Annotated in this window: 18 protein-coding genes; 7 read left to right on the top strand and 11 right to left on the bottom strand. The window is 60.3% G+C overall.

Features of this window, described 5'->3' with window-relative positions; all coding sequences use genetic code 11:
• Positions 1-5 precede the first annotated feature (5 nt).
• The 3 genes from ACEN8R_RS13075 to ACEN8R_RS13065 all read left to right on the top strand — a co-directional run bounded on the left by ACEN8R_RS13075 (position 6) and on the right by ACEN8R_RS13065 (position 6,787).
• Positions 6-1,421, top strand: a complete 1,416-nt coding sequence (locus ACEN8R_RS13075; RefSeq protein WP_018927626.1) for a Y-family DNA polymerase — start codon at positions 6-8, stop codon at positions 1,419-1,421.
• Positions 1,397-4,495, top strand: a complete 3,099-nt coding sequence (locus ACEN8R_RS13070; RefSeq protein ID WP_209435075.1) for an error-prone DNA polymerase — start codon at positions 1,397-1,399, stop codon at positions 4,493-4,495. Before ACEN8R_RS13075 ends, ACEN8R_RS13070 begins: the two co-directional genes overlap by 25 nt.
• 180 nt (positions 4,496-4,675) lie before the next feature.
• Positions 4,676-6,787: a hybrid sensor histidine kinase/response regulator gene (locus ACEN8R_RS13065; RefSeq protein WP_032833956.1), complete on the top strand. Its 2,112-nt coding sequence runs from the start codon at positions 4,676-4,678 to the stop codon at positions 6,785-6,787.
• 94 nt (positions 6,788-6,881) lie between these two features.
• On the opposite strand, the gene ACEN8R_RS13060 is transcribed toward ACEN8R_RS13065, so the two are convergent.
• Positions 6,882-7,403 (bottom strand): DUF4142 domain-containing protein, encoded by a 522-nt coding sequence (locus ACEN8R_RS13060; protein WP_018927629.1) that lies wholly within the window; start codon positions 7,401-7,403, stop codon positions 6,882-6,884.
• Positions 7,404-7,620: 217 nt separating this feature from the next.
• On the opposite strand from ACEN8R_RS13060, the gene ACEN8R_RS13055 reads away from it, so the two are divergent.
• Positions 7,621-7,863, top strand: a complete 243-nt coding sequence (locus tag ACEN8R_RS13055) for a DUF465 domain-containing protein (RefSeq protein ID WP_018927630.1) — start codon at positions 7,621-7,623, stop codon at positions 7,861-7,863.
• A gap of 136 nt (positions 7,864-7,999) precedes the next feature.
• Here the strand turns inward: ACEN8R_RS13055 and ACEN8R_RS13050 are convergent, their stop codons facing one another.
• The 7 genes from ACEN8R_RS13050 to ACEN8R_RS13020 all read right to left on the bottom strand — a co-directional run bounded on the left by ACEN8R_RS13050 (position 8,000) and on the right by ACEN8R_RS13020 (position 16,525).
• Positions 8,000-9,088 (bottom strand): SMP-30/gluconolactonase/LRE family protein, encoded by a 1,089-nt coding sequence (locus ACEN8R_RS13050; protein ID WP_495624952.1) that lies wholly within the window; start codon positions 9,086-9,088, stop codon positions 8,000-8,002.
• The gene (locus tag ACEN8R_RS13045; RefSeq protein ID WP_495624951.1) at positions 9,085-10,230 is read right to left on the bottom strand and encodes an SRPBCC family protein; all 1,146 of its coding nucleotides are present in this window, start codon (positions 10,228-10,230) and stop codon (positions 9,085-9,087) included. Before ACEN8R_RS13045 ends, ACEN8R_RS13050 begins: the two co-directional genes overlap by 4 nt.
• 114 nt (positions 10,231-10,344) lie before the next feature.
• Positions 10,345-11,208, bottom strand: coding sequence for a LysR family transcriptional regulator (locus ACEN8R_RS13040; RefSeq protein ID WP_007941771.1), 864 nt, complete (start codon positions 11,206-11,208; stop codon positions 10,345-10,347).
• A 157-nt stretch (positions 11,209-11,365) separates the two neighbouring features.
• The gene (locus ACEN8R_RS13035) at positions 11,366-13,084 is read right to left on the bottom strand and encodes a hydrogenase maturation protein (protein WP_495624950.1); all 1,719 of its coding nucleotides are present in this window, start codon (positions 13,082-13,084) and stop codon (positions 11,366-11,368) included.
• Positions 13,085-13,282: 198 nt separating this feature from the next.
• Positions 13,283-15,130, bottom strand: a complete 1,848-nt coding sequence (locus ACEN8R_RS13030; protein WP_495625014.1) for an amidohydrolase — start codon at positions 15,128-15,130, stop codon at positions 13,283-13,285.
• A gap of 305 nt (positions 15,131-15,435) precedes the next feature.
• Positions 15,436-15,750 carry an SCP2 sterol-binding domain-containing protein gene (locus ACEN8R_RS13025; RefSeq protein ID WP_007941766.1) on the bottom strand — a complete coding sequence of 105 codons (315 nt, stop codon included), beginning with the start codon at positions 15,748-15,750 and terminating at the stop codon, positions 15,436-15,438.
• Between the two features lie 64 nt (positions 15,751-15,814).
• Positions 15,815-16,525 carry a histidine phosphatase family protein gene (locus ACEN8R_RS13020; protein ID WP_495624949.1) on the bottom strand — a complete coding sequence of 237 codons (711 nt, stop codon included), beginning with the start codon at positions 16,523-16,525 and terminating at the stop codon, positions 15,815-15,817.
• Positions 16,526-16,855: 330 nt separating this feature from the next.
• Between ACEN8R_RS13020 and sohB the strand changes: the two genes are divergently transcribed.
• Positions 16,856-17,878, top strand: coding sequence for a protease SohB (sohB, locus tag ACEN8R_RS13015; RefSeq protein ID WP_018927637.1), 1,023 nt, complete (start codon positions 16,856-16,858; stop codon positions 17,876-17,878).
• 189 nt (positions 17,879-18,067) lie between these two features.
• Complete coding sequence (locus tag ACEN8R_RS13010) at positions 18,068-21,898, top strand: leucine-rich repeat domain-containing protein (protein ID WP_495624948.1); 3,831 nt, start codon at positions 18,068-18,070, stop codon at positions 21,896-21,898.
• Positions 21,899-21,940: 42 nt separating this feature from the next.
• On the opposite strand, the gene ACEN8R_RS13005 is transcribed toward ACEN8R_RS13010, so the two are convergent.
• Both ACEN8R_RS13005 and ACEN8R_RS13000 read right to left on the bottom strand, forming a co-directional pair.
• Positions 21,941-22,435: a DUF934 domain-containing protein gene (locus tag ACEN8R_RS13005; RefSeq protein ID WP_018927639.1), complete on the bottom strand. Its 495-nt coding sequence runs from the start codon at positions 22,433-22,435 to the stop codon at positions 21,941-21,943.
• Positions 22,419-24,077: a nitrite/sulfite reductase gene (locus tag ACEN8R_RS13000; RefSeq protein ID WP_495624947.1), complete on the bottom strand. Its 1,659-nt coding sequence runs from the start codon at positions 24,075-24,077 to the stop codon at positions 22,419-22,421. The genes ACEN8R_RS13005 and ACEN8R_RS13000 overlap by 17 nt, the downstream gene beginning before the upstream one ends.
• A gap of 522 nt (positions 24,078-24,599) precedes the next feature.
• On the opposite strand from ACEN8R_RS13000, the gene ACEN8R_RS12995 reads away from it, so the two are divergent.
• Complete coding sequence (locus ACEN8R_RS12995; protein WP_111453873.1) at positions 24,600-25,685, top strand: ABC transporter substrate-binding protein; 1,086 nt, start codon at positions 24,600-24,602, stop codon at positions 25,683-25,685.
• Between the two features lie 6 nt (positions 25,686-25,691).
• On the opposite strand, the gene ACEN8R_RS12990 is transcribed toward ACEN8R_RS12995, so the two are convergent.
• A complete protein-coding gene (locus tag ACEN8R_RS12990) occupies positions 25,692-25,922 on the bottom strand; it encodes a DUF2970 domain-containing protein (RefSeq protein ID WP_018927642.1) in 231 nt (76 codons plus the stop codon).

Here is a 25,922-nt window from a genome sequence, read left to right as displayed (position 1 = left end):
TTGCCATGCGCTGGGTGTGCATTGTCTTCCCGCAATTGGCGCTGGACGCGGTACTGCGTCAGCGCCCCGACCCCGATGAGCCGTTGGCGCTGCTGACCGGCCCGGCCCAGCGGCGGGTGCTGCAGGCGGTCAACGGTGCGGCACGGGCGCTGGGTTTGCGACCCGGTCAGTCGATGACCGCCGCCCAGGCGCTGAGCAAAGGGTTCGTCACCGCCGAATACGATGCCGCCGAAATCGAACATTGGCAGCAGTTCCTGGCCGCCTGGGCCTATCGGTTCAGCTCCCAGGTCAGCGTGCATTACCCGCGCGCCGTGGTGTTTGAAATCGAATCCAGCCTGGGCTTGTTCGGGCCCTGGCCGCAGTTCGAGGCGCGGCTGCGCGCCGAGCTCGCTGAGCTGGGGTTTCGCCATCGGATTGTCGCCGCGCCAAATCCGGTGGCGGCGCGGGTGCTGGCCAACGTTTATGACGGTCTGGTGGTGCCGGACAATCAAGCCTTGCAGCATCACCTCGGGCAACTGCCCGTCGATCGCATTGCCCTGGAGCCCAGCGTTGCTACGGCGTTATCGCGCATGGGGCTGCGCACCTTGAGTCAGGTGCAGGCGCTGCCCCGGCATAGCCTGGCCCGGCGTTTCGAGGCCCAGGTGCTCAAGCATCTGGACAGCCTGTTCGGTGAGCGGCGGCTGGCACTGGCGTTTTACCTGCCGCCGGACCGTTTCGATGTGCGCATCGAACTCAATTTCGATGTGCAATCCCATCAGGCATTGTTGTTTCCTTTAAGGCGATTGACCGGCGATCTGTCGGCGTTCCTCTGCGGCCGGGACAGCGGCGTGCAACGTTTCGACTTGCACCTGGAACACGCCGGCTTGCCGGACACCGTGATCAAGGTCGGCCTGCTCAGCGCCGAGCGCGATCCGGCGATGCTGTTCGAACTGGCCCGAGGGCGGCTGGAACAGGTTCAGGTCGAAGCCCCGGTGCGCGGTTTTCGTCTGCGCGCCGAAGATCTGCCGGCCTTCGTGCCCCAGCGTCAGGAGCTGTTCGACGATCGTCCGCAGCAGTCCTTGCCCTGGGAGCAACTGCGTGAACGCTTGCGCGCACGGCTGGGGGATGACGCGGTGCAGGGCTTGCGCTTCCAGGCCGATCACCGGCCGGAATGCGCGTGGCAGACCACTGTCGACAGCCAGGCCTGCGAGGGGCTGCCTGCCGTGCAACGTCCAGGCTGGTTGCTGACTGAACCGCAGGCGGTACACGAAAGCTCGACGCGCATCCTCATGGGGCCGGAGCGCATCGAGTCCGGCTGGTGGGACGGCGACGACGTGCGCCGCGATTACTACCTGATCGAAACCCGTTCCGGTCAGCAGGGCTGGGCCTATCGGGCGGTGGGCGAAGACGGTCCGTTGTGGCTGCAAGGCTGGTTCGCATGAGCGTCGACTATGCCGAGCTGCACTGCCTGTCGAACTTCAGTTTCCAGCGCGGTGCCTCCAGTGCGCTTGAGCTTTTTCAACGGGCGAAAAAGCAGGGCTATCAAGCGCTGGCAATCACCGACGAATGCACGCTGGCGGGCATCGTCCGTGCCTGGCAGGCGGCCAAGACCGTGGAGCTGCCGCTGATCATCGGCAGCGAAATACGTATCGAAAATGGCCCGAAACTGGTGCTGCTGGTGGAAAACCTCGAAGGTTATCAAGCCCTGTGCCGACTGATTACCCGCGCCAGACGCCGCACGCAGAAAGGCCAGTATCAGGTGCTGCGGGAGGATTTCAGTGAGCCGTTGCCGGGGCTGTTGGCGTTGTGGGCGCCGGACGCCGTCGATGATTTTGCGCAGGGCCATTGGCTGAAGCAGAGCTTCGCCGAGCGCCTGTGGCTGAGCGTTCAGTTACATCGCGGGCAGGACGACACCCGGCGACTGGCAGCACTGCTGACCCTGGCGCGGGAACTGCGGATCCCGGCGGTGGCCAGCGGCGATGTGCATATGCACGCCCGCGGCCGGCGCGCCTTGCAGGACACCATGACCGCAATCCGCCATCACGTTCCCGTGGCCGAGGCCGGGTTGCGTCTGCACCCCAATGGCGAACGGCATTTGCGCAGCCTCGACGACTTGCGCGATCTCTACCCGCAGGCGCTGCTCGACGAGACGCTGAACATCGCCCGGCGCTGTACTTTCGACCTCGGTCAGTTGCGTTATCAATATCCCCGGGAACTGGTGCCCGAGGGGCACACGGCCACGTCCTGGCTGCGGGTGCTGGCAGAAAAGGGGATTCGCTGGCGCTGGGAAAAAAGCCCCAAGGCCGAGGTGTTGGCGCAGATCGACAAGGAACTGGAGCTGATTGCCGAGCTGGGGTACGAGAGTTATTTCCTGACGGTTCACGACATTGTGAATTTCGCCCGCCAGCAACACATCCTTTGTCAGGGCCGCGGTTCTGCCGCCAACTCGGCGGTGTGCTTCGTGCTGGGGATCACGGAGATCGACCCGGAACGCAGCACGCTGCTGTTCGAGCGTTTTCTCTCCAGGGAACGCAACGAACCGCCGGACATCGACGTGGATTTCGAGCACGAGCGGCGCGAAGAAGTCCTGCAGTATGTGTTTCAGCGTTATGGCCGGGCCCGTGCGGCGCTGACGGCGGTGGTCAGCACTTACCACGGTGCCGGCGCAATCCGCGACGTGGCCAAGGCGTTGGGTTTGCCGCCGGATCAGGTCAACGCCCTGGCCGACTGTTGCGGCCACTGGAGTAATCAGGCGCCGCCCGTCGAGCGCCTGCGTGAAGGTGGTTTCGACCCCGATAGCCCGGTGTTGCGTCGAGTGCTGAGCCTGACCCAGCAACTGATCGGTTTTCCCCGGCACCTGTCCCAGCACCCCGGCGGTTTCGTGATTTCCGAGCAGCCTCTGGACAGCCTGGTGCCGGTGGAAAACGCCGCCATGGCCGAGCGCACCATCATCCAGTGGGATAAGGACGATCTGGATGCGGTCGGGCTGCTCAAGGTCGATATTCTGGCGCTGGGCATGCTCAGCGCGATTCGCCGTTGTTTCGATCTGCTGCGTCGGCACCGGGGCCGCGACCTGAGCCTGGCGACGGTGCCGGCCGAAGACCCGCAAACCTACGAGATGATTGGCCATGCGGACACCATCGGGGTGTTCCAGATCGAGTCCCGGGCACAGATGTCGATGCTGCCCAGGCTCAAGCCCAAGAACTTCTACGATCTGGTGATCGAGGTGGCGATCGTTCGTCCGGGGCCGATTCAGGGCGGGATGGTGCATCCCTACCTGCGGCGGCGTAAGGGCGAAGAAGAGGTGAAATACCCGTCGAAAGAACTTGAAGCGGTGCTGAAACGTACGCTGGGCGTGCCGCTGTTTCAGGAGCAGGTGATGCAGATCGCGATTGTCGCCGCCGACTACAGCCCCGGCGAGGCTGATCAGTTACGCCGCTCCATGGCGGCCTGGAAACGCCACGGCGGACTGGAACCGCACAAGGAACGCCTGGCGGACGGAATGAAGAAAAACGGCTACACGGCGGAGTTCGCCGCGCAGATCTTCGAGCAGATCAAAGGCTTCGGCGATTACGGTTTTCCCGAATCCCACGCCGCCAGTTTCGCCTTGCTGACCTACGCCAGTTGCTGGTTGAAATGCCACGAGCCGGCGGCTTTTGCCTGTGCGCTGATCAACAGCTGGCCGATGGGGTTCTACAGCCCGGACCAGATTCTCCAGGACGCCCGCCGCCATCATTTGCAGATTCGCCCGGTGGACGTGCGGGCCAGTGACTGGGATTGCAGCCTGGAACCGATCACCGGTGCGCAGCCGGCCATTCGCATGGGGCTGCGGATGATCAAGGGCTTTCGCGAAGACGATGCCCGGCGCATCGAGATAGCAAGGTCGAAAGGGGCGTTTGCCGACATCGCCGACCTCGGCGAACGGGCACGACTCGATGCCCGCGCCCAGGAACAACTGGCCGATGCCGGTGCACTGCGCGGGCTGGCCGGTGACCGGCATCGGGCGCGCTGGGAGGTGGCGGGGGTGCAGAAGCAGCTCGGTTTGTTTGCCGGTCTGCCGAGTCAGGAAGAGCCGGCAGTGGAGCTGCCCAAACCCACCGTGGGCGAGGACCTGCAAGCCGATTACGCCAGTGTCGGCACCACCCTCGGCCCGCATCCGCTGGCGTTGCTGCGGGGGGAACTCAAGGCCCGGCGCTGTCGCAGCTCCAGGGAATTGCTGATGGTCGAGCATGGGCGTCCGGTCAGCGTCGCCGGGCTGGTCACCGGTCGACAGCGTCCGGGAACCGCCAGCGGTGTGACCTTCGTGACGCTTGAAGACGAATTCGGCAACGTCAACGTGGTGGTCTGGCGCGACCTGGCCGAACGGCAACGGCAGGTATTGGTCGGCTCGCAATTGCTCAAGGTCGACGGGCGCTGGGAACAGGTGGGCGAGGTGCGGCACCTGATTGCCGGACGCTTGAGCGACCTGAGTTCATTACTCGACGGTATCCATGTGCGCAGTCGGGATTTCCACTGAGCCTTGGCGGTGGATATGTCACCTGCGCAGGAGCAGCTTGTCGCAGGGGCCGGTCGAGAATCAGCTATACCTCAATGAAACCATTGGCGTCGGCAGTGCTCGAAACAAACGGGCAGGCACCGTCTCCTCATGCTGTTGCACTGCCTGAAAACATGTCATTCACAAGACATAGGCCAGTCGATGCAGTTTCTAGACAATAGCCACGGTTGTACCGGTTGGAGCGGCGAAATGGCCGAACGCATTCGTGCGTTCGACTGGAGCCTGACCGAACTCGGACGCATCGACACCTGGCCCGGGAGTCTGTGCAGCGCGGTGCAGTTACTGCTCGCTTCACCGCTGCCGATGGTGATGCTGTGGGGCCGCCCCGGTTACATGATCTATAACGACGCCTACTCAAGATTTGCCGGTGGCCGCCACCCTTACCTGCTGGGCTCCCCGGTGGAGTTGGGCTGGCCGGAGGTCGCCGAATTCAATCGGCATGTGGTGGACACCTGTCTTGCGGGCGGCACCTTGTCTTATCACAACAAAGCCCTGGTATTGCTGCGCGACGGCGTTCCCGAAGACGTCTGGATGGACCTTTACTACAGTCCTGTCTCCAATGATGACGGGTGTCCCGCCGGGGTCATGGCAATGGTGGTCGAAACCACTGACCATGTGATTTCCGAACGCCGACGCCAAGAAGCCGAAAACGCCTATCGTGCCGATAATGAAAGGGTTCGCCTGGCCCTCAATGCCGGGGCTTTGCTCGGCTCGTTTGTCTGGGACATCAAGGCTGATGTGCTATCGGGCGACGAGCGATTCGCCCGCACGTTTTCCTATCCGCCAGGCCAGGACCTGGCCAACTTGCCACCAGCCATCGCCCAAATGCAGATTCATCCCGATGATCGCAGCTGGGCCCGGGAGCGGATGAATCAGTCGGTGGAAACCGGCGTGCCCTATAACGCCGAATATCGGGTCCTGCGTCCCGATGGCAGTTACCTGTGGGTGCTCGCCAGCGGGTGTTGCGAGTTCAATGAGCAAGGTGAAGCGTTGCGCTTTCCAGGGGTGTTGATCGACATCCACGAACGCAAGATTGCCGAAGAGTCCTTGCTCAAGTTCACCCGCAACCTGGAGCAACGAGTCGCTGAAGAAGTCGAGGCGCGGCTGGCGGCCGAAGAGCAGCTGCGTCAATCACAGAAACTCGAAGCCATTGGCGGTCTCACCGGCGGGGTGGCCCATGACTTCAACAACCTGTTGCAGGTGATCGCCGGCAACCTGCACTTGCTGGCGCGTCATGAGCCGGATAACGCCAACGTGCAGCGCCGGGTCGGCGCCTCAATTGCCGCAGTCGAGCGCGGGGCCAAATTGTCTTCGCAATTACTCGCCTTTGCCCGACGTCAGCCGTTGTCACCGGCCGTATGCGACCCACGGCAGATCTTCGAAGACCTCGGGGAATTATTGCAGCGCGCGCTGGGAGAGACGATCCAGATCAAGGTGTCCGCACCTGACGATCCATGGCACTTCTACGTGGACTGCAATCAACTGGAAAACGCCATTCTCAACCTTGCGATCAACGCCCGAGATGCCATGAACGGAGAGGGGACCATTGCCCTCAGCGCAGAGAACATCGTCCTCGACCGCAAGTTTTGCGCCGGCAAGGGCATCGTCGCTGGCGATTATGTCTGCGTGACGGTGGCGGACTCGGGCGTCGGCATGCCGCCGCAAGTGCTTGCACAGGCCTTCGAGCCGTTTTTCACCACCAAGGCTGATGGTCAAGGCACCGGCCTGGGTTTGAGTATGGTGTTCGGGTTCGTCAAACAGAGCGGCGGGCATATCGAGATTTCCAGCGTCGTCGGGCGGGGCACTCGGGTGCGGCTGTATTTCCCTCGCAGCTTGCGCCCGTTGCCTGATGAAACAATGCGCCATGCTCCGCAGCACCGGGGCGGGCATGAAACCATTCTGGTGGTCGAGGACAACGAAGCGGTGCGCAGTTCGGCCGTGGACTTGTTGTGCGAAGAGGGCTATCAGGTCCTGACCGCGGCCAACGGTGACCTGGCGATGCAGATGTTGCTCGACGGTACGACAGTGGACCTGATCTTTACCGACGTGGTCATGCCCGGCTTGATCAAAAGCTCGGACCTGGCCGCCTGGGCCAAGGTGCAAAACCCTCCGGTGGCGGTGTTGTTTACCTCCGGACACACCCGCGACATCATTTCGCGCGATCACCAACTCAGCTCTGACACTTATCTGCTGAGCAAACCTTATGGTCCCGAGGCGCTATTGAGCATGATCCGCAGCGTGCTGGGTGGTTGATTCTATTGTGGCGAGGGATGCAGCCCATGTGGGAGCGAGCAAGCCCGCTCCCACAGAATTCCGCACCTTGACTGACTGGCATCAAGGCTTGGGGTTATTTATCGGGATGAGCTGCCTGAAGTTTTTTCGCCAACGCCAAGTGGTTTTCCAGGGTCGGCAACATTTTTTGCGCGAACGCCTTGAGTTCGGTGGCGCCTTTAGTTCTGTCGTCGGTCACCGTGTTGGCTTCTTTCTTGAACCGCTCAATGGCTTCTTCGTGGGCCTTCACCTGATTGTTGGCATAGGCTTTGTCAAAGGACTCTTCGCGCAGGTCGAGAATTTTCTCCTTGGCCTGTTTGACCAGCGTCGTCGAATCCGGCACCTCGATGTCATGTTTTTTCGCCAATGCCGCCAGTTCCTCGTTGGCCTTGGAGTGATCGGTGATCATCATCTTGGCAAACGCCTTGATGTCGGCCGATGAGCTTTTTTCCAGGGCCAGTTTGCTGGTCTCGACTTCCGCAATGCCGACTGCGGCTGCGTCATCGACAAAGTCGTTGGAGCTGGCGGCAAAAGCCGTGCCCATACCGGTGCTCAAAGCGACGGCCAGAGCGAGGTGGCGCAGGGTGAATATGTCCATGGACATTCTCCATACAGGTTTACATGGGCGATCCAGGTGATCGATATTCAATGGAGGCAGGCGTTCGAACAAAGGTTTTATCGCGTTTGCGACAGGACGACGAACGGACGCCGCTGGTCTGATAGACGGTCGACAGAACCGGGTAAGCGAGGCCATTCTGATAATTGGCGAACGCCATCGATCACGTTTGCCACCGATTAACAAACGGAGGTGTTCCATGCCGGTGACCCATGACCTTTATCAGGACTTGCGCTGCACGAAGGAAGAGATCCAGCAAAAACGCACCAAGGATCCGTTACTGGATTCACTGCTCAACAAGTACACCCAGGCGGACGCAGAGGTGGTGAAGGCCGAGTCCGCACAATCGGATGCGCCCAGCGATGAGGTACTGAAGAAGCTCAAGGAGAAGCGTGTGCAGGTCAAGGACAAGATCGCTGAGCGACTTAAGACGCCGTCCTGAGGACGCTGTGCAGAATCACCGACGACCGGTGACTGAACAATTGGAACGGGGATCAATACGAGATCTGCGTTGATTCAAAATCAAAAGATCGTCCGAACGCGGTCCGAACCTTCGGGCGATCTTTTGGCTACACCCTCTATTTCAATGCGGCACTCAACGGCAACCGCGCCATGTGCCGGGCTTTCAGCGACCCCAGATACAACCAGTCCCCATACTCGCGCACGGTGGTGATGGGTGAGTAGTTGCCGCTGCTGGCGTCCTGCAGATTGGCAATCACTTTGCCGTCGAGGTCCAGTCCCAGGACGAAGGCACGTTTCTCCAGGGGCTTGGGCAGAATAGTCATCGCCCGCACGATCATTTTGCGTACCAGAGGGTAGGGCGCCGTGGTGTCGAGCAGTGCATTGCGCGGTGCATACAGCGCCACCCAGAAACGGTCGCGGCCATTGAATGCCAGGTTGTCCGGCAGCCCCGGCAAATTGTCGATGAACAGATCGTGGGTGCCGGCTTTCGGCCCGGTCAGCCAATAGCGGCTGATGCGATAGGCGCCAGTTTCATTGACCAGCACAAACGCGTCGTCAGGCCCCAGTGTCACGCCGTTGGCGAACTCCAGTTTGTCCAGCAGGACCGCCGTATTGCCTGTCTGGAAGTTATAACGCAGCAAACGGCCGTCGCCACCGTGCTCGATGATCGCCTCGCCGTCCTTGCCGTAGCCCCAACGGCTGGAGGAGTCGCTGAAATAAGCGTAATGCCCGGGCTTGTCGATGGCCACGTCATTGGTAAAACCGAAGGGCAGGTTGTTGGCCGTGGTGGTCAATGGAATCAACCGGCCCTGAGCGTCGAGCGACAGCAAGCCTTTGACCCCGTCGGCGATCACCAACAAACCATTGGGGTGCCGCGCCAGGCCCAGCGGCCGGCCACCGGTATCAGCCAGCACCTGGGTGGTTTTGCCGTCGAGGCTGGTGCGAATCAATCGGCCGTCATGCAGGCCGGTGATAAGGGCGTCTTTCTCCAGCAGCAACGCCTCAGGGCCGTCGATGTCAGCAGCACCGACCCGTTTCACGCCTTTGAGTCGCTGATTGTCGGCGTAGACGCCCTCGACGAGGGAGGGCGCCGTTGGCGGTGTCCAGGCTACCGGTTGAACCTTGGTCGGCAATAGAAACAGCAAGGCACTGATCACGATGATCAGCAGCAGCAACCAATGCCGAAACTTGAGGGGTCTTTTCATGCGCTGACTCCTGCCAGGGCCAGATGTTTTTGCGCCATCTCGCGTAACGCCAGCATCGACTCCGCCGATTCGCGCTCGATGCGCCGCTTGAGCACCAGACGATTGGCAATGCGCATTGCCAGGCCGCTGAAGCTGTATTCCAGAGTACGGACAAACCGCGTGTCATCGCCCTCAACCTCACACTCGTAAGTCACCACCAACGACAGACCATGATCGCCCCGGGCCCGAGCCCTCCAGCGGCGTCCGGGCAGGTATTCGTCGACTTCCCAGCTCAAATGCCCCTCAAGCCCGCCGGCCCGAATGTCTTCCTCGAATCGCTCCCCGGCATACAGCGGGCCGCTCTGGCCGTCGACCTTGAGGGAGGACGGATGCCACTGCGGCCAATGGGTCGCGGTGCTGGCGTAGGCGAGCACAGCCACTGGGTTTCCAGCGATGTCGATCACATGCTGCATACGGGTCATGGACGTGCTCGTCAGGTGCGGGGGCGCTTGCTCCGGTTCCCAGTAGAGGGTGTCGAACAGGTAGTCCATCAGGGGCAACACGATATTGAAATTGCGCTCCTGCATCAGCTCACGACGGTGATGCAGCTCATGCAGACGGCGCATCTGGCGGATCCACGGCAAACGCGTCACCGGGTTGCCGGGCGGTAGATGTTCGCAGGCATGGAACACCTCGTAGGTCAGGTAACCGAGCACCATGCAGCCGCCAAACAGCCCCGCGACGTTGCTATTGATCTGAGCCAGCAACCACCAGGCAGGCCCCGTGATGACGAGGGTGTGCAACACGATCAGCCAGGCTGGAAACAGAATCACTCGCCAGTCCCGGGCGCTGTCGTAGGTCATGTGGCCGGGGGTGAAAAAGCTGTGATGGTCACCGGCGTGACGGGCGTAGAACATCCGCGCCAGGCTCTTTTTGTGGTGCCCCAGATGCCGATGCACGACGTACACGCCGAAGTTGAAAAACAACAGGGTCAGCGGCACCGCCAGCCATTCCAGCGGTTGCACCTGATGCACCGTGCTCCAGAACCCACCGATGACCAGCAACCCGAACAGCAACACAAAAGCGCCGTGCAACCAAGGGTTGTAGAGCGGATGAATATCGGCACGGTAGCGCGCGCGGAACGCTTCGGTGGTCTGCCTCACTGGGTTCACCTGTGGTTATTGTTATAACCAGCAGATTAGCCGATCCCGCCGCACAGGCAGGCCGAACCTTGAGGACACAAGCGCCACGCTCCGGTGCAAGACGCCCGTATGGTGTCAGGTCAGCGGGTTCCAGCGCTGGGACCAGTCGTCGTCCGTCTTGATCACTTCCCGCAGCAGGTCGAACGCCCGTTGCAGGGTCGCCGAATCGCGGTCCCGGGAGTAAACCAGATAGGTCGGGTAGCTGAACTCCGGAGCTTTGGGCACTTGTTCCAGCAAGCCGTTTTCCAGGTAACTCTGGACCACCCGAGTGCGGAAATAGCCGCTGCCGCCGTTTTCCAGGATGTATTGCAAGGCCAGCGGACCGAGGTTGAAGCTCAGGGCTGCCTTGGCTTTTTCCGGCAGCGCCGCATCGTGCTGGCGACGGAAATCCGGGCCCCAGTCGATATACACGTAAGGATCGGGTTTTCCGGCCAAGCGTACCAGAATCAGTTTTTCTTCCAGCACCTGCTCGACTTGCAGGCGTGGCCAGTATTCGGGCTGATAGACCAGCGCCGCATCCAACACCCCCAATTCCAGTTGGCGCAGCAGGTTTTCGCCATCGCGGATTTCCATGCGCAGGGCGTGGCTGGGAATCTTCTCGCGCAGTTCCCCGGCCCAACTGAGCATCAACGGGTTGCACAGGCTGACCTCGCCACCGATGTGCAGCACGTCGCGGTAGCCCTCGGGCAGCGGCAAGTCCCGGCGTGCGGCTTCCCAGGTCTGCACCAGTTGATTGGCGTAAACCACAAAGGCCTCGCCGTTCGGCGTCAGGCGCGCGCCGGCGCGATTGCGCACAAACAGCGTGCTGCCCAGCTGACTTTCGAGCTTCTGCACCCGGGCAGTGATCGCGGTCTGGGTGACGTGCAGCTTTTCAGCCGCCGCGGCCAGGCTGCCGTGGCGGACAATTTCCAGAAAGGTGCGGGCGAGGTCGATGTCCATGGGCAGGCCGATGTGGGAGGTGCGGGCATTGTAAGAGCAGCCATGGTCTTCCGATACCGTCTGTGGCGAGGGAGCTTGCTCCCGCTGGGGCGCGAAGCGGCCCCAAGCTCCCTCGCCACAGAGTTCACTGTCCGGCCTGATCACCCGTGCCAAACAATCAGTCCGCCAACTCAACCTCCCTCACCACCGCCCAATCGGCCACCAACCGCTGCGGCGTGCCACACGCCTTGCGCTTAAGCACAAAATTTTTGCTCTTCTCGGCGAACTGTTTACGGGTTTGCACCATGTCCTGATGCATTTCTTCCAGCTCGGCATTACGGCAGTGCTGCATCAGTTGAGGATCGAGATGACTTTTGCGCTCACGTATCGCCTGGTACGCCGGATCACTCAACGCACCATTGGCACGCTGCAATAACCAAAGACCAAACTCATCCGGGCAGCGCGGACCGATTTCCTGGACCATGCCTAACTGCAAGGCCTGGAGGGCGCTGATCGGCAGGCAGTCTTCGGTGAGTTTTTCCGCCATCGCCGGGCCGACGGCGCGGGGCAGGCTGTAGGTCCAGTATTCGGAGCCGTACAGGCCCATGGTTTTGTAATGGGGGTTGAGCACGATGTCGGAGCGGGCGAAAACAATATCGGCAGCCAGCGCCAGCATCACGCCACCGGCCCCGGCATTGCCGGTCAGGCCGCTGACCACCAGTTGCCGGGCGCTGAGCAGTTCCTGGCAGACGTCGTCGATCGCCTGAATATTGGCCCAGGCTTCCAGCCCCGGAACTGCTGCGGCCTGGATCACGTTGAGGTGCACGCCGTTGGAGAAACTGCCGCGTCCACCCTTGATCAGCAGCACTTGGGTGTCCCGGGACTTGGCCCAGCGCAGGGCCTCCACCAGTCGTTGGCACTGTTCGGTGCTCATGGCGCCGTTGTAAAACTCGAAGGTCAGCTCGCCGACATGCCCCGACTCGCGATAGCGGATCGGTTGATAGCTTTCGTTGTTAAATGGCTGAGAGGCGATCGACCAATCAAGGGTCGGGACGTGCGCAAGCTGTTCAGCGAGTACATGCCGGGCCGGACGCTTGAAGGTTTCTTCGCCGGGCCGGGGTTTGCGTCGCAGCGAACCGATCCACAGGCTGTGATCACCGGTCGCGACCAGCACCGCATCGTCGTGCACCGCGAGAATCTCTCCCGGCGTGCCGCTGCGCGAATCCAGATGAGCGTCATACAGGTAATACTGACCGCCGGCCAGGCTGGCCAATACGCCGGGCTGACCGTCGGCGGCGTCGATGCTGCGTTTGATGAAGTGTGCGCTGTCGTGCCAGCTGAAGATCCGGTCAGCTTGCTTCATGTTTGGCTGCAAGCGGCCAATCACATGGCGTTGGCTGTAGTCCAAAGGCACTGGCTCGAAACCGTCGATAAACTTTTCCACGACTTCGCGGATACAGGTGATTGCCGCGTCGCTGACGCGCCCGTTGTACAACTCGGATTTGCGCAGACCCTGGGGCAGGTTGAATTCACAAGTGGCCCAGACCGGCCCGGCGTCCATTTCCTCCACTGCTTGCAATGCGGTCACGCCCCAACGGCTGAGTTCACGGGTGATCGCCCAGTCCAGCGCACTGGCGCCACGGTCGCCGACGATACCCGGATGAATGATCACTACAGGACGCTGGAGATTGCTCCACAGTTGTTGTGGCACCCGATCCTTGAGGAACGGGCAGATCACCAGATCGGCGCCGGAATGCTCGATCTGCTCGCACACTGCCTCTTCATCGGTGAACAGCACCACGCTGGGCGAGTGGCCGGCCTGACGCAAGTCCAGCCAGGCCCGCTGGGTCAGGCCGTTGAACGCCGATGCCAGCAGAATGATTTTCAATGACCGCATGATTGACTCTTCCTTGAGAATGATCGGCCGCAGGCTCCCGATGAGCCGTCCTTGGCCTTCGATGGAAGAGCGATAGTAGAGAGTGTGGGGGGGAGGGCAACTGATCGAGATCAAGCTTGTGTCAGCGAGTGTTGCAGAGGCTCAAAATCAAAAGATCGTCCGAACGCGTCCCGCGCCTTCGGACGATCTTTTCTCTTTTCAAAACGCAAAACACGAACAGCCAAACGCCCCCCAGAACCCTTGAAAGTCACTGACCGGCGCCGACGACAATCGCGCTCGTTCATGGCTATGGGCATGCACCGCGCAAGCGCCCACACACTGGTGCACTTGCGCGGTCATTGGCGCCAGGGGTTTCCAGTGCCCCGGTACATTCACCACGGGCGACCACTCAGGCACCACCGGGATTGGCGGTGGCCCCAGTTTTTCAAACTCGACGCTACCGTGGACGATCTTGCCGTCGACAATGGTCAGCACCGACTCGATCCACTTTATGGCTTCGTCTTCGATGTGAAAGTAATCTGCCGACAGCGCAATCAGGTCCGCCAGTTGCCCGACTTTGATCTGACCTTTCTTGCCCTGTTCGGAGGAGAACCAGGCGCTGCCATGGGTGAAGAGCTCCAGCGCCGTATCGCGGCTCAAGCCCTGTGGGTAGAGCGCCAGCCCGCCGACGGTGCGGCCGCTGACCAGCCAGTACAGCGAGGTCCAGGGGTTGTAGCTGGAGACGCGCGTGGCATCGGTGCCGGCGCCCACTGGAACGCCCTCGGCGAGCATGCGCGCGATCGGTGGCGTGGCTTCGGCCGCCTTGGCGCCGTAACGGTCGACGAAGTATTCACCCTGGAACGCCATGCGGTCCTGAATGGCGATGCCGCCACCCAGGGCCTTGACCCGTTCGATGTTCCGGGGGGTGATGGTTTCGGCGTGATCGAAGAACCACGGCAAACCGTTGAATGGAATATCCCGGTTGACCTTCTCGAACACGTCGAGCATGCGGCTGATGGATTCGTTGTAGGTGGCGTGCAGGCGGAAGGGCCAGCGCTGCTCCACCAGATGGCGCACCACCGGTTCCAGTTCCTGCTCCATGGTTTGCGGCAGGTCGGGGCGTGGTTCGAGGAAGTCTTCGAAATCCGCTGCCGAGAACACCAGCATCTCGCCGGCGCCGTTGTGCCGCAGGAAGTCATCGCCCTGGCCGTAATGGGAAGTGCTGGTCCAGTTCTTGAAGTCGGTCAGTTCTTCCTTGGGTTTCTGGGTGAACAGGTTGTAGGCAATGCGTACCGTGAGTTGTTGGTCTTTGGCCAGTTGCTGGATGACTTGATAGTCGTCCGGGTAATTCTGATAACCGCCGCCGGCATCGATGGCGCTGGTGACGCCCAGTCGATTGAGTTCGCGCATGAACTGGCGGGTCGAGTTGACCTGATATTCCAGCGGCAGCTTCGGCCCTTTGGCCAGGGTCGAGTAGAGGATCATCGCATTGGGGCGGGCGATCAGCATGCCGGTGGGGTCGCCATTGGCATCGCGCTGGATCTCGCCGCCTGGCGGGTTCGGCGTATCGCGGGTGTAACCGACCACTTTCAGCGCGGCACGGTTGAGCAGGGCGCGGTCGTAGAGGTGCAGGACGAATACCGGAGTGTCCGGCGCGGCTTTGTTCAGATCTTCAAGGGTCGGCATGCGTTTTTCGGCAAACTGGAATTCATTCCAGCCACCGACCACCCGCACCCATTGCGGGGTAGGGGTGCGGTCGGCCTGATCCTTGAGCATGCGCAACGCATCAGCCAGGGACGGCACGCCTTCCCAGCGCAGTTCGAGGTTGTAATTGAGGCCGCCACGAATCAGGTGCAAGTGGGAGTCGTTGAGGCCGGGAATCACCGTGCGCCCATGCAGGTCAACGATTTGCGTGCCGGGGCCTTGCAGGGCCATGGCCTGGGCATCGCTGCCGACCACCACAAAGTGCCCGTCCTTGATCGCGACGGCGCTGGCCTGGGGTTTCTTGCGGTCGACGGTGTGCAGGCGTCCGTTGTACAGAATCAGGTCGGCGGGGGTGTCGGGCATGGTTTTACTCCCTGCGGTTAGCGGACTGATCCAGGCACCGATGGCGCCTGCCGAAAGACCTTGCAGTACACGGCGGCGACTGAAGTCATTGTGCTCGTCAGGTGGGCTCATGGCAGTGCTCTCCACACAGTTCTTCATAAAAGAAGCGAGGGCAAACAGCCGATGTCTGACGCATGCGGCCAGAAGGAATATAGACGGCATATCCACAGATAGCCGTTTTCCGAGGGTGAAAAACGACGAATCCCGCCACGAGGGGCGGGATTCGCATGCAGCCAGAGAGGCTCCCGAGAGCGGGAGCCGTCGTCTTAGCCTGGGAACAGCTCGGACAGTTTCATGGCCAGCATCATGTCGCCTTCAGCGCGCAGCTTGCCGCCCATGAACGCTTGCATGCCGTCGGTCGAACCGTCGACGATGCCTTCCAGGGTTTCGCCGTCCATCACCAGAGTCACCTGGGCGTCCGGGTTTTCGCCTTCTTGCAGCTCGCAGGTGCCGTCTTTGACGATCAACGAGAAGTTCTTGGTGTCGTCGATGCGGAAACCGAATACCAGGTCCAGACCGGCAGCAGCGGCTGGGTTGAACTTGGCTTTCATTGCTTGTACGGCATCAGCTACGGAGGTCATGGTTCGATCCTTTCTTGGGTAATAAGAGCTGGGTGAATACAGCCAGGGTCACAATAGTCCGGAATCAACGAAACGTGATGAGTTCCGGGGCCTTCAGCAGTTGCAGGTGTGTATGACTGTTGAAGGAAGCCAGGGCCACCTCGCGACCACGAAACTTGAGCAGGTTGAGCGAGGTGTTGACGATTTGCCAGTTCAGCTCAAAGGCCTGCCGGGCAGGCATTTGCGTAATAAGGTGGAGCAGGGCAGTGATGGTGCCGCCGGAGGTGAACACGGCGATTTTCTGGGTGTTGTCGGCATGTTCGAGCAGCCGCTGCAGGCCTGCCTGCACACGATCGACGAAGCCCAGCCAGCTTTCCAGGCCCTGTGTGTCATAGGTACCGGCGAGCCAGCGCTCGATGATCAGGGCGAAGATACGCTGGAACTCGGCACGGCTTTGCGCGGCGTTGCGCAGGATCTCCAGCGCCTCGGGTTCGTCTTCCAGCATGGCGGGCAGCAGGGCGCGGATCACCGCGTCGGCGTCGAACTCGTTGAAGGCCGAATCGATTTCCAGGGGCGGCACCGGCAAACCGACGGTGGCGTACTGTTCCAGCGCGCTGGTGGCCGTGTGTTGCTGACGGCGCAGGTCGCCCGACAGGCAGCGATCGAAGCTCACACCAAGCTCGGCCAGGTGCCGGCCAAGGACTTCTGCCTGGCGAATACCGGTCGGCGACAGAACGTCATAGTCGTCTGCACCAAAGGAGGCCTGGCCATGTCGAATCAAATAGATGCTGCCCACGTCCGCGTCATCCCGGTACGTTGAAGGTTTGGCGAGGTTATGAGGATGACGGTGAGCTGTCAATGAAAAAACATACGCTTGTTTGAAATGCCCGTTACAGGCCTGTTGCTAGTGTCCTGTCTCACAAATACGTTTCTCTTTTGACGAGTGGCTGTTGTCGTCAGGCGAGGAGCGGCAACGCAGCATGACGGCAACGGACGCCGTAAAAAGGGAACAGTATTTGTGAGACAGGACACTCGAGGTTTCACGACTGGTCGCCGGGCCGGCTCATGGGTATGCTGAAGGTATCCCGCGCGTGTTCATGCCGCGCATCGTGTTGAAGGAGTCTCTGTGGAGTTTTTGTCCGAGTACGCCAGTTTCCTGGCTAAAACCGTGACACTGGTGATCGCCATTCTGGTGGTCCTGGCCAGTTTTGCGGCGTTGCGCAGCAAAGGTCGGCGCAAGTCGACCGGCCAACTGCAAGTCAGCAAACTCAATGATTTCTACAAAGGGCTGCGCGAGCGCCTGGAGCAAACCTTGCTCGACAAGGACCAGCTCAAGGCTTTGCGCAAATCCCAGGCTAAAACCGAGAAAAAGCAAAAGAAGAAGCCCGAGGCCAAGCCGCGGGTGTTCGTGCTGGATTTCGACGGTGACATCAAGGCGTCGGCCACTGAAAGCCTGCGCCACGAAATCACCGCGCTGCTGACCCTCGCCACGCCAAAGGATGAAGTGGTGCTGCGCCTGGAAAGCGGCGGCGGCATGGTTCACAGCTATGGCCTGGCATCTTCGCAACTGGCGCGCATTCGCGAGGCCGGCGTGCCGTTGACCGTGTGCATCGACAAGGTCGCGGCCAGCGGCGGCTACATGATGGCGTGCATCGGCGAGAAAATTATCAGCGCACCGTTCGCGATTCTCGGCTCGATCGGCGTGGTGGCGCAGTTGCCCAACGTCAATCGCCTGCTGAAAAAGCATGACATCGACTTCGAAGTGCTCACGGCTGGTGAGTACAAGCGCACCCTGACAGTGTTTGGCGAAAACACCGAGAAGGGCCGGGAGAAATTCCAGGAAGAGCTGGACATCACCCATCAGCTGTTCAAGAACTTCGTTTCCCGCTATCGCCCGCAACTGGCTATCGACGAAGTGGCCACCGGTGAAATCTGGCTCGGTGTTTCGGCACTCGACAAGCAACTGGTGGACGAGCTCAAGACCAGCGACGAATACCTCGCTGAGCGCGCTAAACAGTCCGAGCTCTATCATTTGCATTACGCCGAACGTAAAACCCTGCAGGAGCGCATCGGCATGGCGGCCAGCGGTTCGATCGATCGCGTATTGCTGAGCTGGTGGAGCCGGTTGACCCAGCAACGCTTCTGGTAACCGTACCAGGTATCACCGTCAGTAAAAAAACCGTGGATTGCCCACGGTTTTTTTTTGACCTTCAGAAAGTGTCCACTCACCCTCAAGAAATAACGAATTTTCCTAATGCCATTGTCGATCGGTCGCGCTTTAGTGTGGAGTCAGGTGGGGTAGGGTGACTGGCCTGAATTGACTGCAATGGATTGCACCATGAATGAGCTCCTTCACCACGTTGCCGCACCTCATCCAGCCCCATCGTTGCGAATGCGCGACGAACTGAAAGCTGCACTGGACATCGCTCTCCCCCAAACCCCCGGCCAGTTGGGCGCACACCTGATCAAGGAAAAATGGGGGCAGGACATCGACCCGCAGACGACCTTGATGGTCACCCTCGATTACCACTACAAGGGCCACCCTGAAGAGAACGGTTTCCAGCAGGGCCAGGTGGCGAACTCGCGGTCGCTGTTGCAAGCGCTGCTTTCAAATTACCAGACGGTTGGGGACGGCCGTTTTGCTGAAACCGCCTTTGGTCTGTACACACCGCCGGACGTCGGCCCGAGGGTGCGGATTGTCGAGCATGTCGATGAGTTCGCTGATTACGGCAGCGGCAATCACGACACCTATGAAGGCATCTATCGGCAAACGACGCCGCAGACTTACGGTCCCGCCTCACAACTGAAGCTGAGGCCGGCCGATTTCAAGAAATGGGTCTGGGAGCTGGACTTCAAGCACGTGTACGAGACCTATCTTGAAAAGGTCTGGCCCGCTGACGAGGTGCTCGCTGCGTCCGGCCCGTACGCCTTGAGGACATCGGTCAAGGCAGCGTTTGTGATGACGGCCTGGTTGCAGTTCAAGGAGCGCTGCCTGTCGCAAAAAGGACTTGAGCTCGCGATGGAGGCGGCTGGCTTGCCGCCCGGTCAGGCATGGGAAACGCTGACCATCGAACAACTGCAAGCGGCGACGCGCCCCCCTTTGTCCGTCAGGGCCGGCCGTTTGAAGCTATACCGTTACACCGCAACAGATATCTGGGCGTTCCGTGACACTGCCAGTACCCGAGTGCTGCTGTACATCCCTGGCAACTCTTCTCCGCTGCACGAATTCACCGATGCCACTCAACTGCACCAATGGGTCGTCGCGCAGGGCAAGCTCAGCGAGACAAAACAGGCATTGGCCGCCCATTTTGCCGAAGATGATCGAGAGGACGGTACGTTTCATGCGGGGGTGCTGACGGCATTGGACGGCATGGCGCAGTACCCCGCGATGCATCGGCTGACCAACAATGCCGGTTTTTTCAATAACGACGGCTATTGGGACCCCGCCGATTACATTGGCTACGACAATCCGCCATCGGCGACCGATCCGTTTGCGCAACTGGTGCTGACGATGAAGCAGGCCGCCCACGCCAGTATCGAAAGCATTCGTACCGATGCACAGGTCAATCGTGACAATTTAAGTGCGGTGGTCGAACCGGTGGTGCAATGGATCAACCGGTTCGGGCCATTGGCGTTGTTCGTCCCGGGAGGCGAAGGCATATTGGCGCTGGCCGGGCTTATTGACGCCGGTTACGGTCTTGATCAGGCAGTAAACGGTGAAACACCACGTGAACGGTCGGAGGGCGTGTCGCGCACCGTGTTCGGTTTGCTTAATGCGCTGCCGATCGGCGCACAGGCGGCGCTGAAGGATGAAGCGGCCGTCGAGTCAGTACGTCCGTCTTCGCAAATCGCCGTTGCCCCGACGCCCGAGCCACCGGTTTCCGTGCTGTCCTCCCGCGTGGAGCTGATCCGCGGAATCGGCCCGACTGTGGCGTCTTTCAGCGATGAAGTCCTGGCACAGATCGGCAAGGTCAGTGTGATTGACGATGACATGCTGCGACTGATGCAGACGGGGCGTCCACCAACGCCTTTACTGACGGATACGATCAGTCGCTTCAAGATCGATCAGGATCTGGGGGCGGCCGGCACGCCTGAGCAATTCAACAGGCGTTACGCCGCACTTCAACAGTCGGAACATGAATGGGTGCGGCTGTTTCAGCAGCAATACCCGGCGCTGCCCAAAGGTGCCATCGAACAAATGCTCGACCGCTATGGCGTGGATATCCAGCAAGCCCCCGATGTGACCGAGGTCAGGCAAGTGTTCACGCGTCTGGACAGCAAGGCGCGGCAGTACCAGCAGCATGTGCGGCTCAATCGCGCTTATGAAGGTCTTTATCTGCGTTCGGTGGCGAGTCCGGACTCGGACATCCTGGCCTTACACTCGCTGCAAAACCTGCCGGGCTGGCCGCGGAACCTGCGGATCGATGTCCTTGATCAATCCGTCGCGGGGCGAGTGCTGGACCGCATCGGCGCGCAGGATGCCACGGAGGTCCGGCGCTTGGTCAGAGTCGGACAGCACTATCTGCATCAGGCCTCGCCAACAGACTTTTATACGGCGCTTCTCGGTGTGTTGACGGACGACGACCGTTCAGCGCTGCTCCTGACGTCGCCTGGTTCAGTCGACGAACTACGACTCGTCATCAGCAACCAGGCGTTGCCCCGATCACAGGTGATACTCGGGCTGCAAAGAATGGACGGTGGGTTGCCATTCGATGCCCGCGGGCTCAGCGGCGGCGGTTTTCCGGGAACGCCCCAGGCCGAGGCGCTGACGCACCAGATGATGAGGCTGCAACTCAAAGAGGTCTATCCAGACTTCACCGATGCCCAGGCAGATGCGGTTCTTCAACGCGAAGGTGTAAACGCGCAGGCGCACATTGAGTGGTTGAAGCAACAGCTGCAGCAACTCGACATCGACCTGACCGCCTGGGTAGATCAGGTGGCGGATGACATTCATGACATGGCTATCGATTTCCTGGCCCCGAATGATCCCGAAGCAGCGGGATTGAGCGCTGCACAAATCGAGGCCTATAACGTTCAGTTGGTGCAGACCGAAATGCAACAGGAGCGAGCGATTCGAAATGAGTTGGCCGAGGAGCTGGTCTCCATCTGGCAACGACGCAGGGCGCTGCAGGATCCGTTACTGCCTGCTGATCAGATACGCGGCGTCAGGCTGGATCTCGACTTCGAGAATTATCACCGGTTACCCACGTTGAATGTCCGGTTCAATAATATTCTCGAGTTATCGATGCGCGGCTTTCACCTGACTGAAGAAGAAAGTCTGAACGGATTTCTCGAGTGTTTTCCAAATCTTGAAGTGCTGAACCTGGAAAATGTCGACCTGAGTCACTTCAACCATGGCGGCCTTGCGGAGTGTGCACTGCCTCCTTCGATCAACCAGATGGCGCGTCTCTCTTCGCTGAATCTGAGGTCGACGAATCTGACGTTCAATGAGCGCGCCGCCTCTCAATTGACCGGGTTGACACACTTGCAGACGCTGGACCTGAGCAACAACCCGCTGGGCGTCCCGCCTTTGGTGCTCGGAATGCACGACTTGCGCTGGCTGAACCTGAGCAACACCGGGATCACTGGTTGCCCAGTCGGAATCATGGAGCAGTCCTATCTGACGTCATTGGACCTGCGTAATAACCAGATAACCCGAGTGCCGCCAGCAGTGCTGAACCAGGCTATCTCGAGGGACCGTGTGCTGCTGCAGGGCAATCCATTGACGGATGAGGACACCTTGTTGCGCATTGTCGATCATCGGCGGCGAACGGGTATCAACCTGTGGTTAAGTGATCCCGGGGTTAATTACGGGAATGTCATCGAGTGGTTGCGCGAAGGCGATGGGGAGTTGCAAGCGACGCGACGATTGATCTGGCAGAGGCTGGCAGCCAGGCCCCTTGGCGCCCGGTTCTTGAGGGTAATGGATGGACTGAGCCTGACGGCGGACTTCCGGGTCGATTATCTGCCGCTTCAGGCGAGGGTGTGGCGACTGCTCGGTGAAGCCGATGCTTCGCAAGCGCTTTGGGAAAGACTGGTCCAGGATATTGAATCGGCCGAGGTCGATCCTGAAAACCCGTTTGCGCTGTTCACGGCACTTGAGGACCGTGCCCGGTTTTATCGGAGCTGGGAGGCCATGGGACGACCGTTTCCGATAGGCACGCAGTAAGGGAAAAACCTTGAACCCCGCAAGGGGTTCAAGGTGTGACGATCAACGGCGACGGAACAGCGGCAGCGGTTCGTCGGTGGCGGCCTGATAGGTCACCGAGAAGTCCTTGAGGCCTTCAAGGGCTTCGTAGGGGTCTTTATCGGCGCGAATGGCAAACGCATCGAAACCGCAGCGGTGCATGTAGAACAGCTGGTCGCGCAGCACATCGCCAATTGCCCGCAGTTCGCCTTTGAAACCATAGCGGTCACGCAGCAGACGGGCGTTGGAGTAGTTGCGACCATCGGTGAAGGCCGGGAAGTTCAGGGCGATGACCTGGAAGTTCGCCACGTCATCACCGATTTCTTCAGCTTCTTCATCGGCATCCAGCCATACACCCAGGCCGCCATCGCGGGCCATGAGCATGCGGCTGTGTTCGCGCCACATGTGCAACGGGACGATCAGGTCGTCGCAGTTGCTGATCTCGTCGATGTTGAAATCTTTCGGCAGCAAGTGCCAGGTTTCGTCGACGACTTCGTTGTTCTTAATTATTCGCTGCATAGACGCGCTCCTTGAAGAGGTCGATGCCGATACGCTGATAAGTGTCGATGAAGCGCTCGTCTTCGGTACGTTGTTCGATGTACACGTCGATCAGCTTCTCGATCACATCAGGCATGGCTTCCTGGGCGAAGGAAGGGCCGAGGATCTTGCCCAGGCTCGCATCGCGGCTGGCGCTGCCACCCAGGGACACCTGATAGAACTCTTCGCCTTTCTTGTCCACTCCGAGAATACCGATGTGGCCGACGTGGTGGTGACCACAGGCGTTCATGCAGCCGGAGATGTTCAGGTCCAGCTCGCCAATGTCGAACAGGTAGTCCAGGTCGTCGAAACGGCGCTGGATCGATTCGGCGATCGGGATCGACTTGGCGTTGGCCAGGGAACAGAAGTCGCCGCCAGGGCAGCAGATGATGTCGGTCAGCAAGCCGATGTTCGGTGTGGCGAAACCTTGCTCGCGCAACTCGCCCCACATGGCGAACAACTGGCTCTGCTCGACATCGGCCAGAATGATGTTCTGCTCGTGGGAGGTGCGCAGCTGACCGAAGCTGTAACGGTCGGCGAGGTCGGCAACGGCATCGAGCTGCTTGTCGGTGATGTCGCCCGGTGCAACGCCGGTCGGTTTCAGGGACAGCGTCACGGCGACGTAACCCGGCTTTTTGTGGGCCAGGGTGTTGCGGGCACGCCAGCGGGCGAAGCCCGGGTGTTGCTTGTCGAGGTCGGCCAGTTCGGCCGTCTGATTGTCCAGAGCCTTGTAGTCCGGATCGACAAAGTGCTTGGCCACGCGATGCACTTCGGCCTCGGTCAGCGTGGTCTGGCCACCGCGAAGGTGTTCCATTTCCGCATCGACTTTCTGCGCGAACACTTCAGGCGTCAGGGCCTTGACCAGAATCTTGATCCGCGCCTTGTACTTGTTGTCGCGACGGCCGTAGCGGTTGTAGACCCGCAGAATGGCGTCGAGGTAGCTCAACAGGTCCTGCCACGGCAGGAATTCGTTGATGAACGCGCCCACCACCGGAGTACGGCCCAGGCCGCCACCGACCAGCACACGGAAGCCCAGTTCGCCCGCGGCGTTGTGCACCGGCTCGAGGCCGATGTCATGGACTTCGATGGCCGCACGGTCGGACGTCGAACCGTTGATGGCAATTTTGAATTTACGCGGCAGGTAAGCGAATTCCGGGTGGAACGTGGTCCACTGACGGACGATTTCGCACCATGGCCGCGGGTCGATCAACTCGTCGGCGGCGACACCGGCGAACTGGTCGGTGGTGACGTTGCGCAGGCAGTTGCCGCTGGTCTGGATCGCGTGCATCTGCACGGTCGCCAGCTCAGCCAGCATGTCCGGGATGTCTTCCACGGCCGGCCAGTTGAACTGCACGTTCTGCCGGGTACTGATGTGGGCGTAGCCCTTGTCATAGTCGCGGGCAATCTTGGCCATCATTCGCGTCTGGCGCGAAGTGAGTTGGCCGTAAGGCACCGCCACCCGCAGCATCGGGGCAAAGCGCTGGATATAAAGGCCATTTTGCAGGCGCAGGGGGCGGAATTCTTCTTCGCTCAGCTCGCCTGCCAGATAGCGTCGGGTCTGATCACGGAACTGCTTGACGCGGTCCTCGATGATCCGCTGATCGTACTCGTCGTATACGTACATATAAGTCCTGTTCTCAGGCTTGGGCCGGTCGGATACAGCTGCGTTTTCGCAAGCTTTCATCCGATTCTGCCTCGGCAATTCTGCGCGCACGGCCGCGCACTCCCAACGGAGCCGACGCAAGATACCAGTTTGCAGTTATGCGCAAAAGTGATGTTTGAGTATATGCAAAGAACCAAAACGACTAATGAAAGTCGTTGTGATAAAACCCTCATTTGTCGTGCGGGCAATCATCGTCTTAACTGTGCTCGAGTCTTTATGCAATCACCGATAAAACCGACAAGAGGCGATGCAATGAGCAACCCAACCAAAGCAAGGAAAAGCGATAGCACGGTCGATGCTTGGGCGATTCTGTTCCTGATCATCCTGGTCGTGGGTACGGCGGTATTCTGGGTCAGCCATCAATAAACGACCCCGTCCGGGCCCGGCGCCGACGATTGTCGGACAAAAAGCCGGAATATGCGCCGTTTCCAGGGACTTCGCTGGCTATAATGCGCGGCGGATTTTCGGGGGCTCGGACGATCAATGTTGAAGTTCTTCTATGGTGTAGTGCTGGCGCTTGGCGCGGTCCTGGGGCCGTGTGCCCAGGCGGCGTCCGTATTGTTCCTCAATCCCGGGACCAGCCAAGAGACGTTCTGGGTCAGTTACTCGCAGTTCATGCAGACCGCGGCCAAGAACCTGGGCATGGATTTGCAAATCCAGTATGCCGAGCGAAACGCCGAGACCACACTCAAACAGGCCCGCGAAGCGCTGCAAGGGCCGAGTCGGCCGGACTATCTGGTGTTCTCCAACGAACTGTATGTCGCCCCCGAAATCCTGCGCCTGGCTCAAGGCAGCGGTGTGAAGCTGTTTTTGGTCAACAACGGCCTGACCGCCGACCAGATGCGTCTGCTCGGCGCCCAGCCGGACAAGTATCCCGACTGGCTGGGTAGCCTGGTGCCCAACAATGAGGAGGGCGGCTACCTGATGCTCAAGGAACTGATTCGCCTGCATGGCCCGGTAGCACCCGGTGAGGTCATTGAACTGGTGGCCTTTTCCGGCCTGAAAATCACGCCGGCCGCGCAAGAGCGTGAGCAGGGCATGATGCGGGCATTGGCCGAACACCCCGAAGTGCGGTTGCGCCAGTTGGTGTACGGCGGCTGGACCCGCGAGCGCGCCTATGAACAGGCCAGGTTATTGTTCAAGCGTTACCCGCAAACATCGCTGGTCTGGTCGGCCAACGATGAAATGGCGTTCGGTGCCATGCAGGCATACGCCGAAACGGGAGGCCAGCCGGGCAAGGGTGTGCTGTTCAGTGCCATCAACAATTCACCGGCCGCGTTGCAGGCGCTGTTGGAAGGGCGGCTAAGCGTGTTGTTGGGCGGGCACTTCACTCTGGGCGGCTGGGCTCTTGTGCAGTTGCATGACTACGATCAGGGGGTGGATGTCAGCCAGTACGGCGGGCGCGACCGACAGATCCCCTTATTGCAGTTGATCGACCACGCGCAAGCCCGGCGACTGCTGGGCTTGAGCGCCACTCAGGATTACGACGTGGATTTTCAAAAGCTCTCGGCCAAGGGGCGGCCGACGTCGTACCGCTACCCGTTCAGTCTGCAAACCCTGATGCATTGAGCCGGCTCAGATTCCGGCCAGGTGCAACACCAGTTTGACGATGCCGAACAGCGTCAGGGCGAACACCACCGTGAACAGAATCCCCAGAATCACAAAATGACTGGGCTTGCCATGGGTGAAGTCCCGGGCCCGGTTTTTCCCGCTCTGCACCCCGAACGCCGCCGCCATGACGCTGTGCAGCATCTGCCAGAAGGTCGGCGGCTTGTTGTGATTATTGTTGTCGACTGGATCGTCCAT

Source organism: Pseudomonas sp. Pseusp15 (assembly GCF_059492165.1).
The sequence above is the reverse complement of the archived record's forward strand: the minus strand, read 5'-3'. Positions and strand labels throughout refer to the sequence as shown.

Excerpts from the sequence above, each read along its gene's own strand:
- ACEN8R_RS13005 (WP_018927639.1), bottom strand. The coding sequence starts at position 22,435 with ATGCAGCGAATAATTAAGAACAACGAAGTCGTCGACGAAACCTGGCAC.
- ACEN8R_RS12990 (WP_018927642.1), bottom strand. The coding sequence starts at position 25,922 with ATGGACGATCCAGTCGACAACAATAATCACAACAAGCCGCCGACCTTC.
- ACEN8R_RS13065 (WP_032833956.1), top strand. The coding sequence starts at position 4,676 with ATGCAGTTTCTAGACAATAGCCACGGTTGTACCGGTTGGAGCGGCGAA.
- ACEN8R_RS13025 (WP_007941766.1), bottom strand. The coding sequence starts at position 15,750 with ATGACCTCCGTAGCTGATGCCGTACAAGCAATGAAAGCCAAGTTCAAC.
- ACEN8R_RS12995 (WP_111453873.1), top strand. The coding sequence starts at position 24,600 with ATGTTGAAGTTCTTCTATGGTGTAGTGCTGGCGCTTGGCGCGGTCCTG.
- ACEN8R_RS13050 (WP_495624952.1), bottom strand. The coding sequence starts at position 9,088 with ATGAAAAGACCCCTCAAGTTTCGGCATTGGTTGCTGCTGCTGATCATC.
- ACEN8R_RS13010 (WP_495624948.1), top strand. The coding sequence starts at position 18,068 with ATGAATGAGCTCCTTCACCACGTTGCCGCACCTCATCCAGCCCCATCG.
- ACEN8R_RS13040 (WP_007941771.1), bottom strand. The coding sequence starts at position 11,208 with ATGGACATCGACCTCGCCCGCACCTTTCTGGAAATTGTCCGCCACGGC.
- ACEN8R_RS13035 (WP_495624950.1), bottom strand. The coding sequence starts at position 13,084 with ATGCGGTCATTGAAAATCATTCTGCTGGCATCGGCGTTCAACGGCCTG.
- ACEN8R_RS13075 (WP_018927626.1), top strand. The coding sequence starts at position 6 with ATGCGCTGGGTGTGCATTGTCTTCCCGCAATTGGCGCTGGACGCGGTA.
- ACEN8R_RS13030 (WP_495625014.1), bottom strand. The coding sequence starts at position 15,130 with ATGCCCGACACCCCCGCCGACCTGATTCTGTACAACGGACGCCTGCAC.
- ACEN8R_RS13055 (WP_018927630.1), top strand. The coding sequence starts at position 7,621 with ATGCCGGTGACCCATGACCTTTATCAGGACTTGCGCTGCACGAAGGAA.
- ACEN8R_RS13060 (WP_018927629.1), bottom strand. The coding sequence starts at position 7,403 with ATGGACATATTCACCCTGCGCCACCTCGCTCTGGCCGTCGCTTTGAGC.
- ACEN8R_RS13000 (WP_495624947.1), bottom strand. The coding sequence starts at position 24,077 with ATGTACGTATACGACGAGTACGATCAGCGGATCATCGAGGACCGCGTC.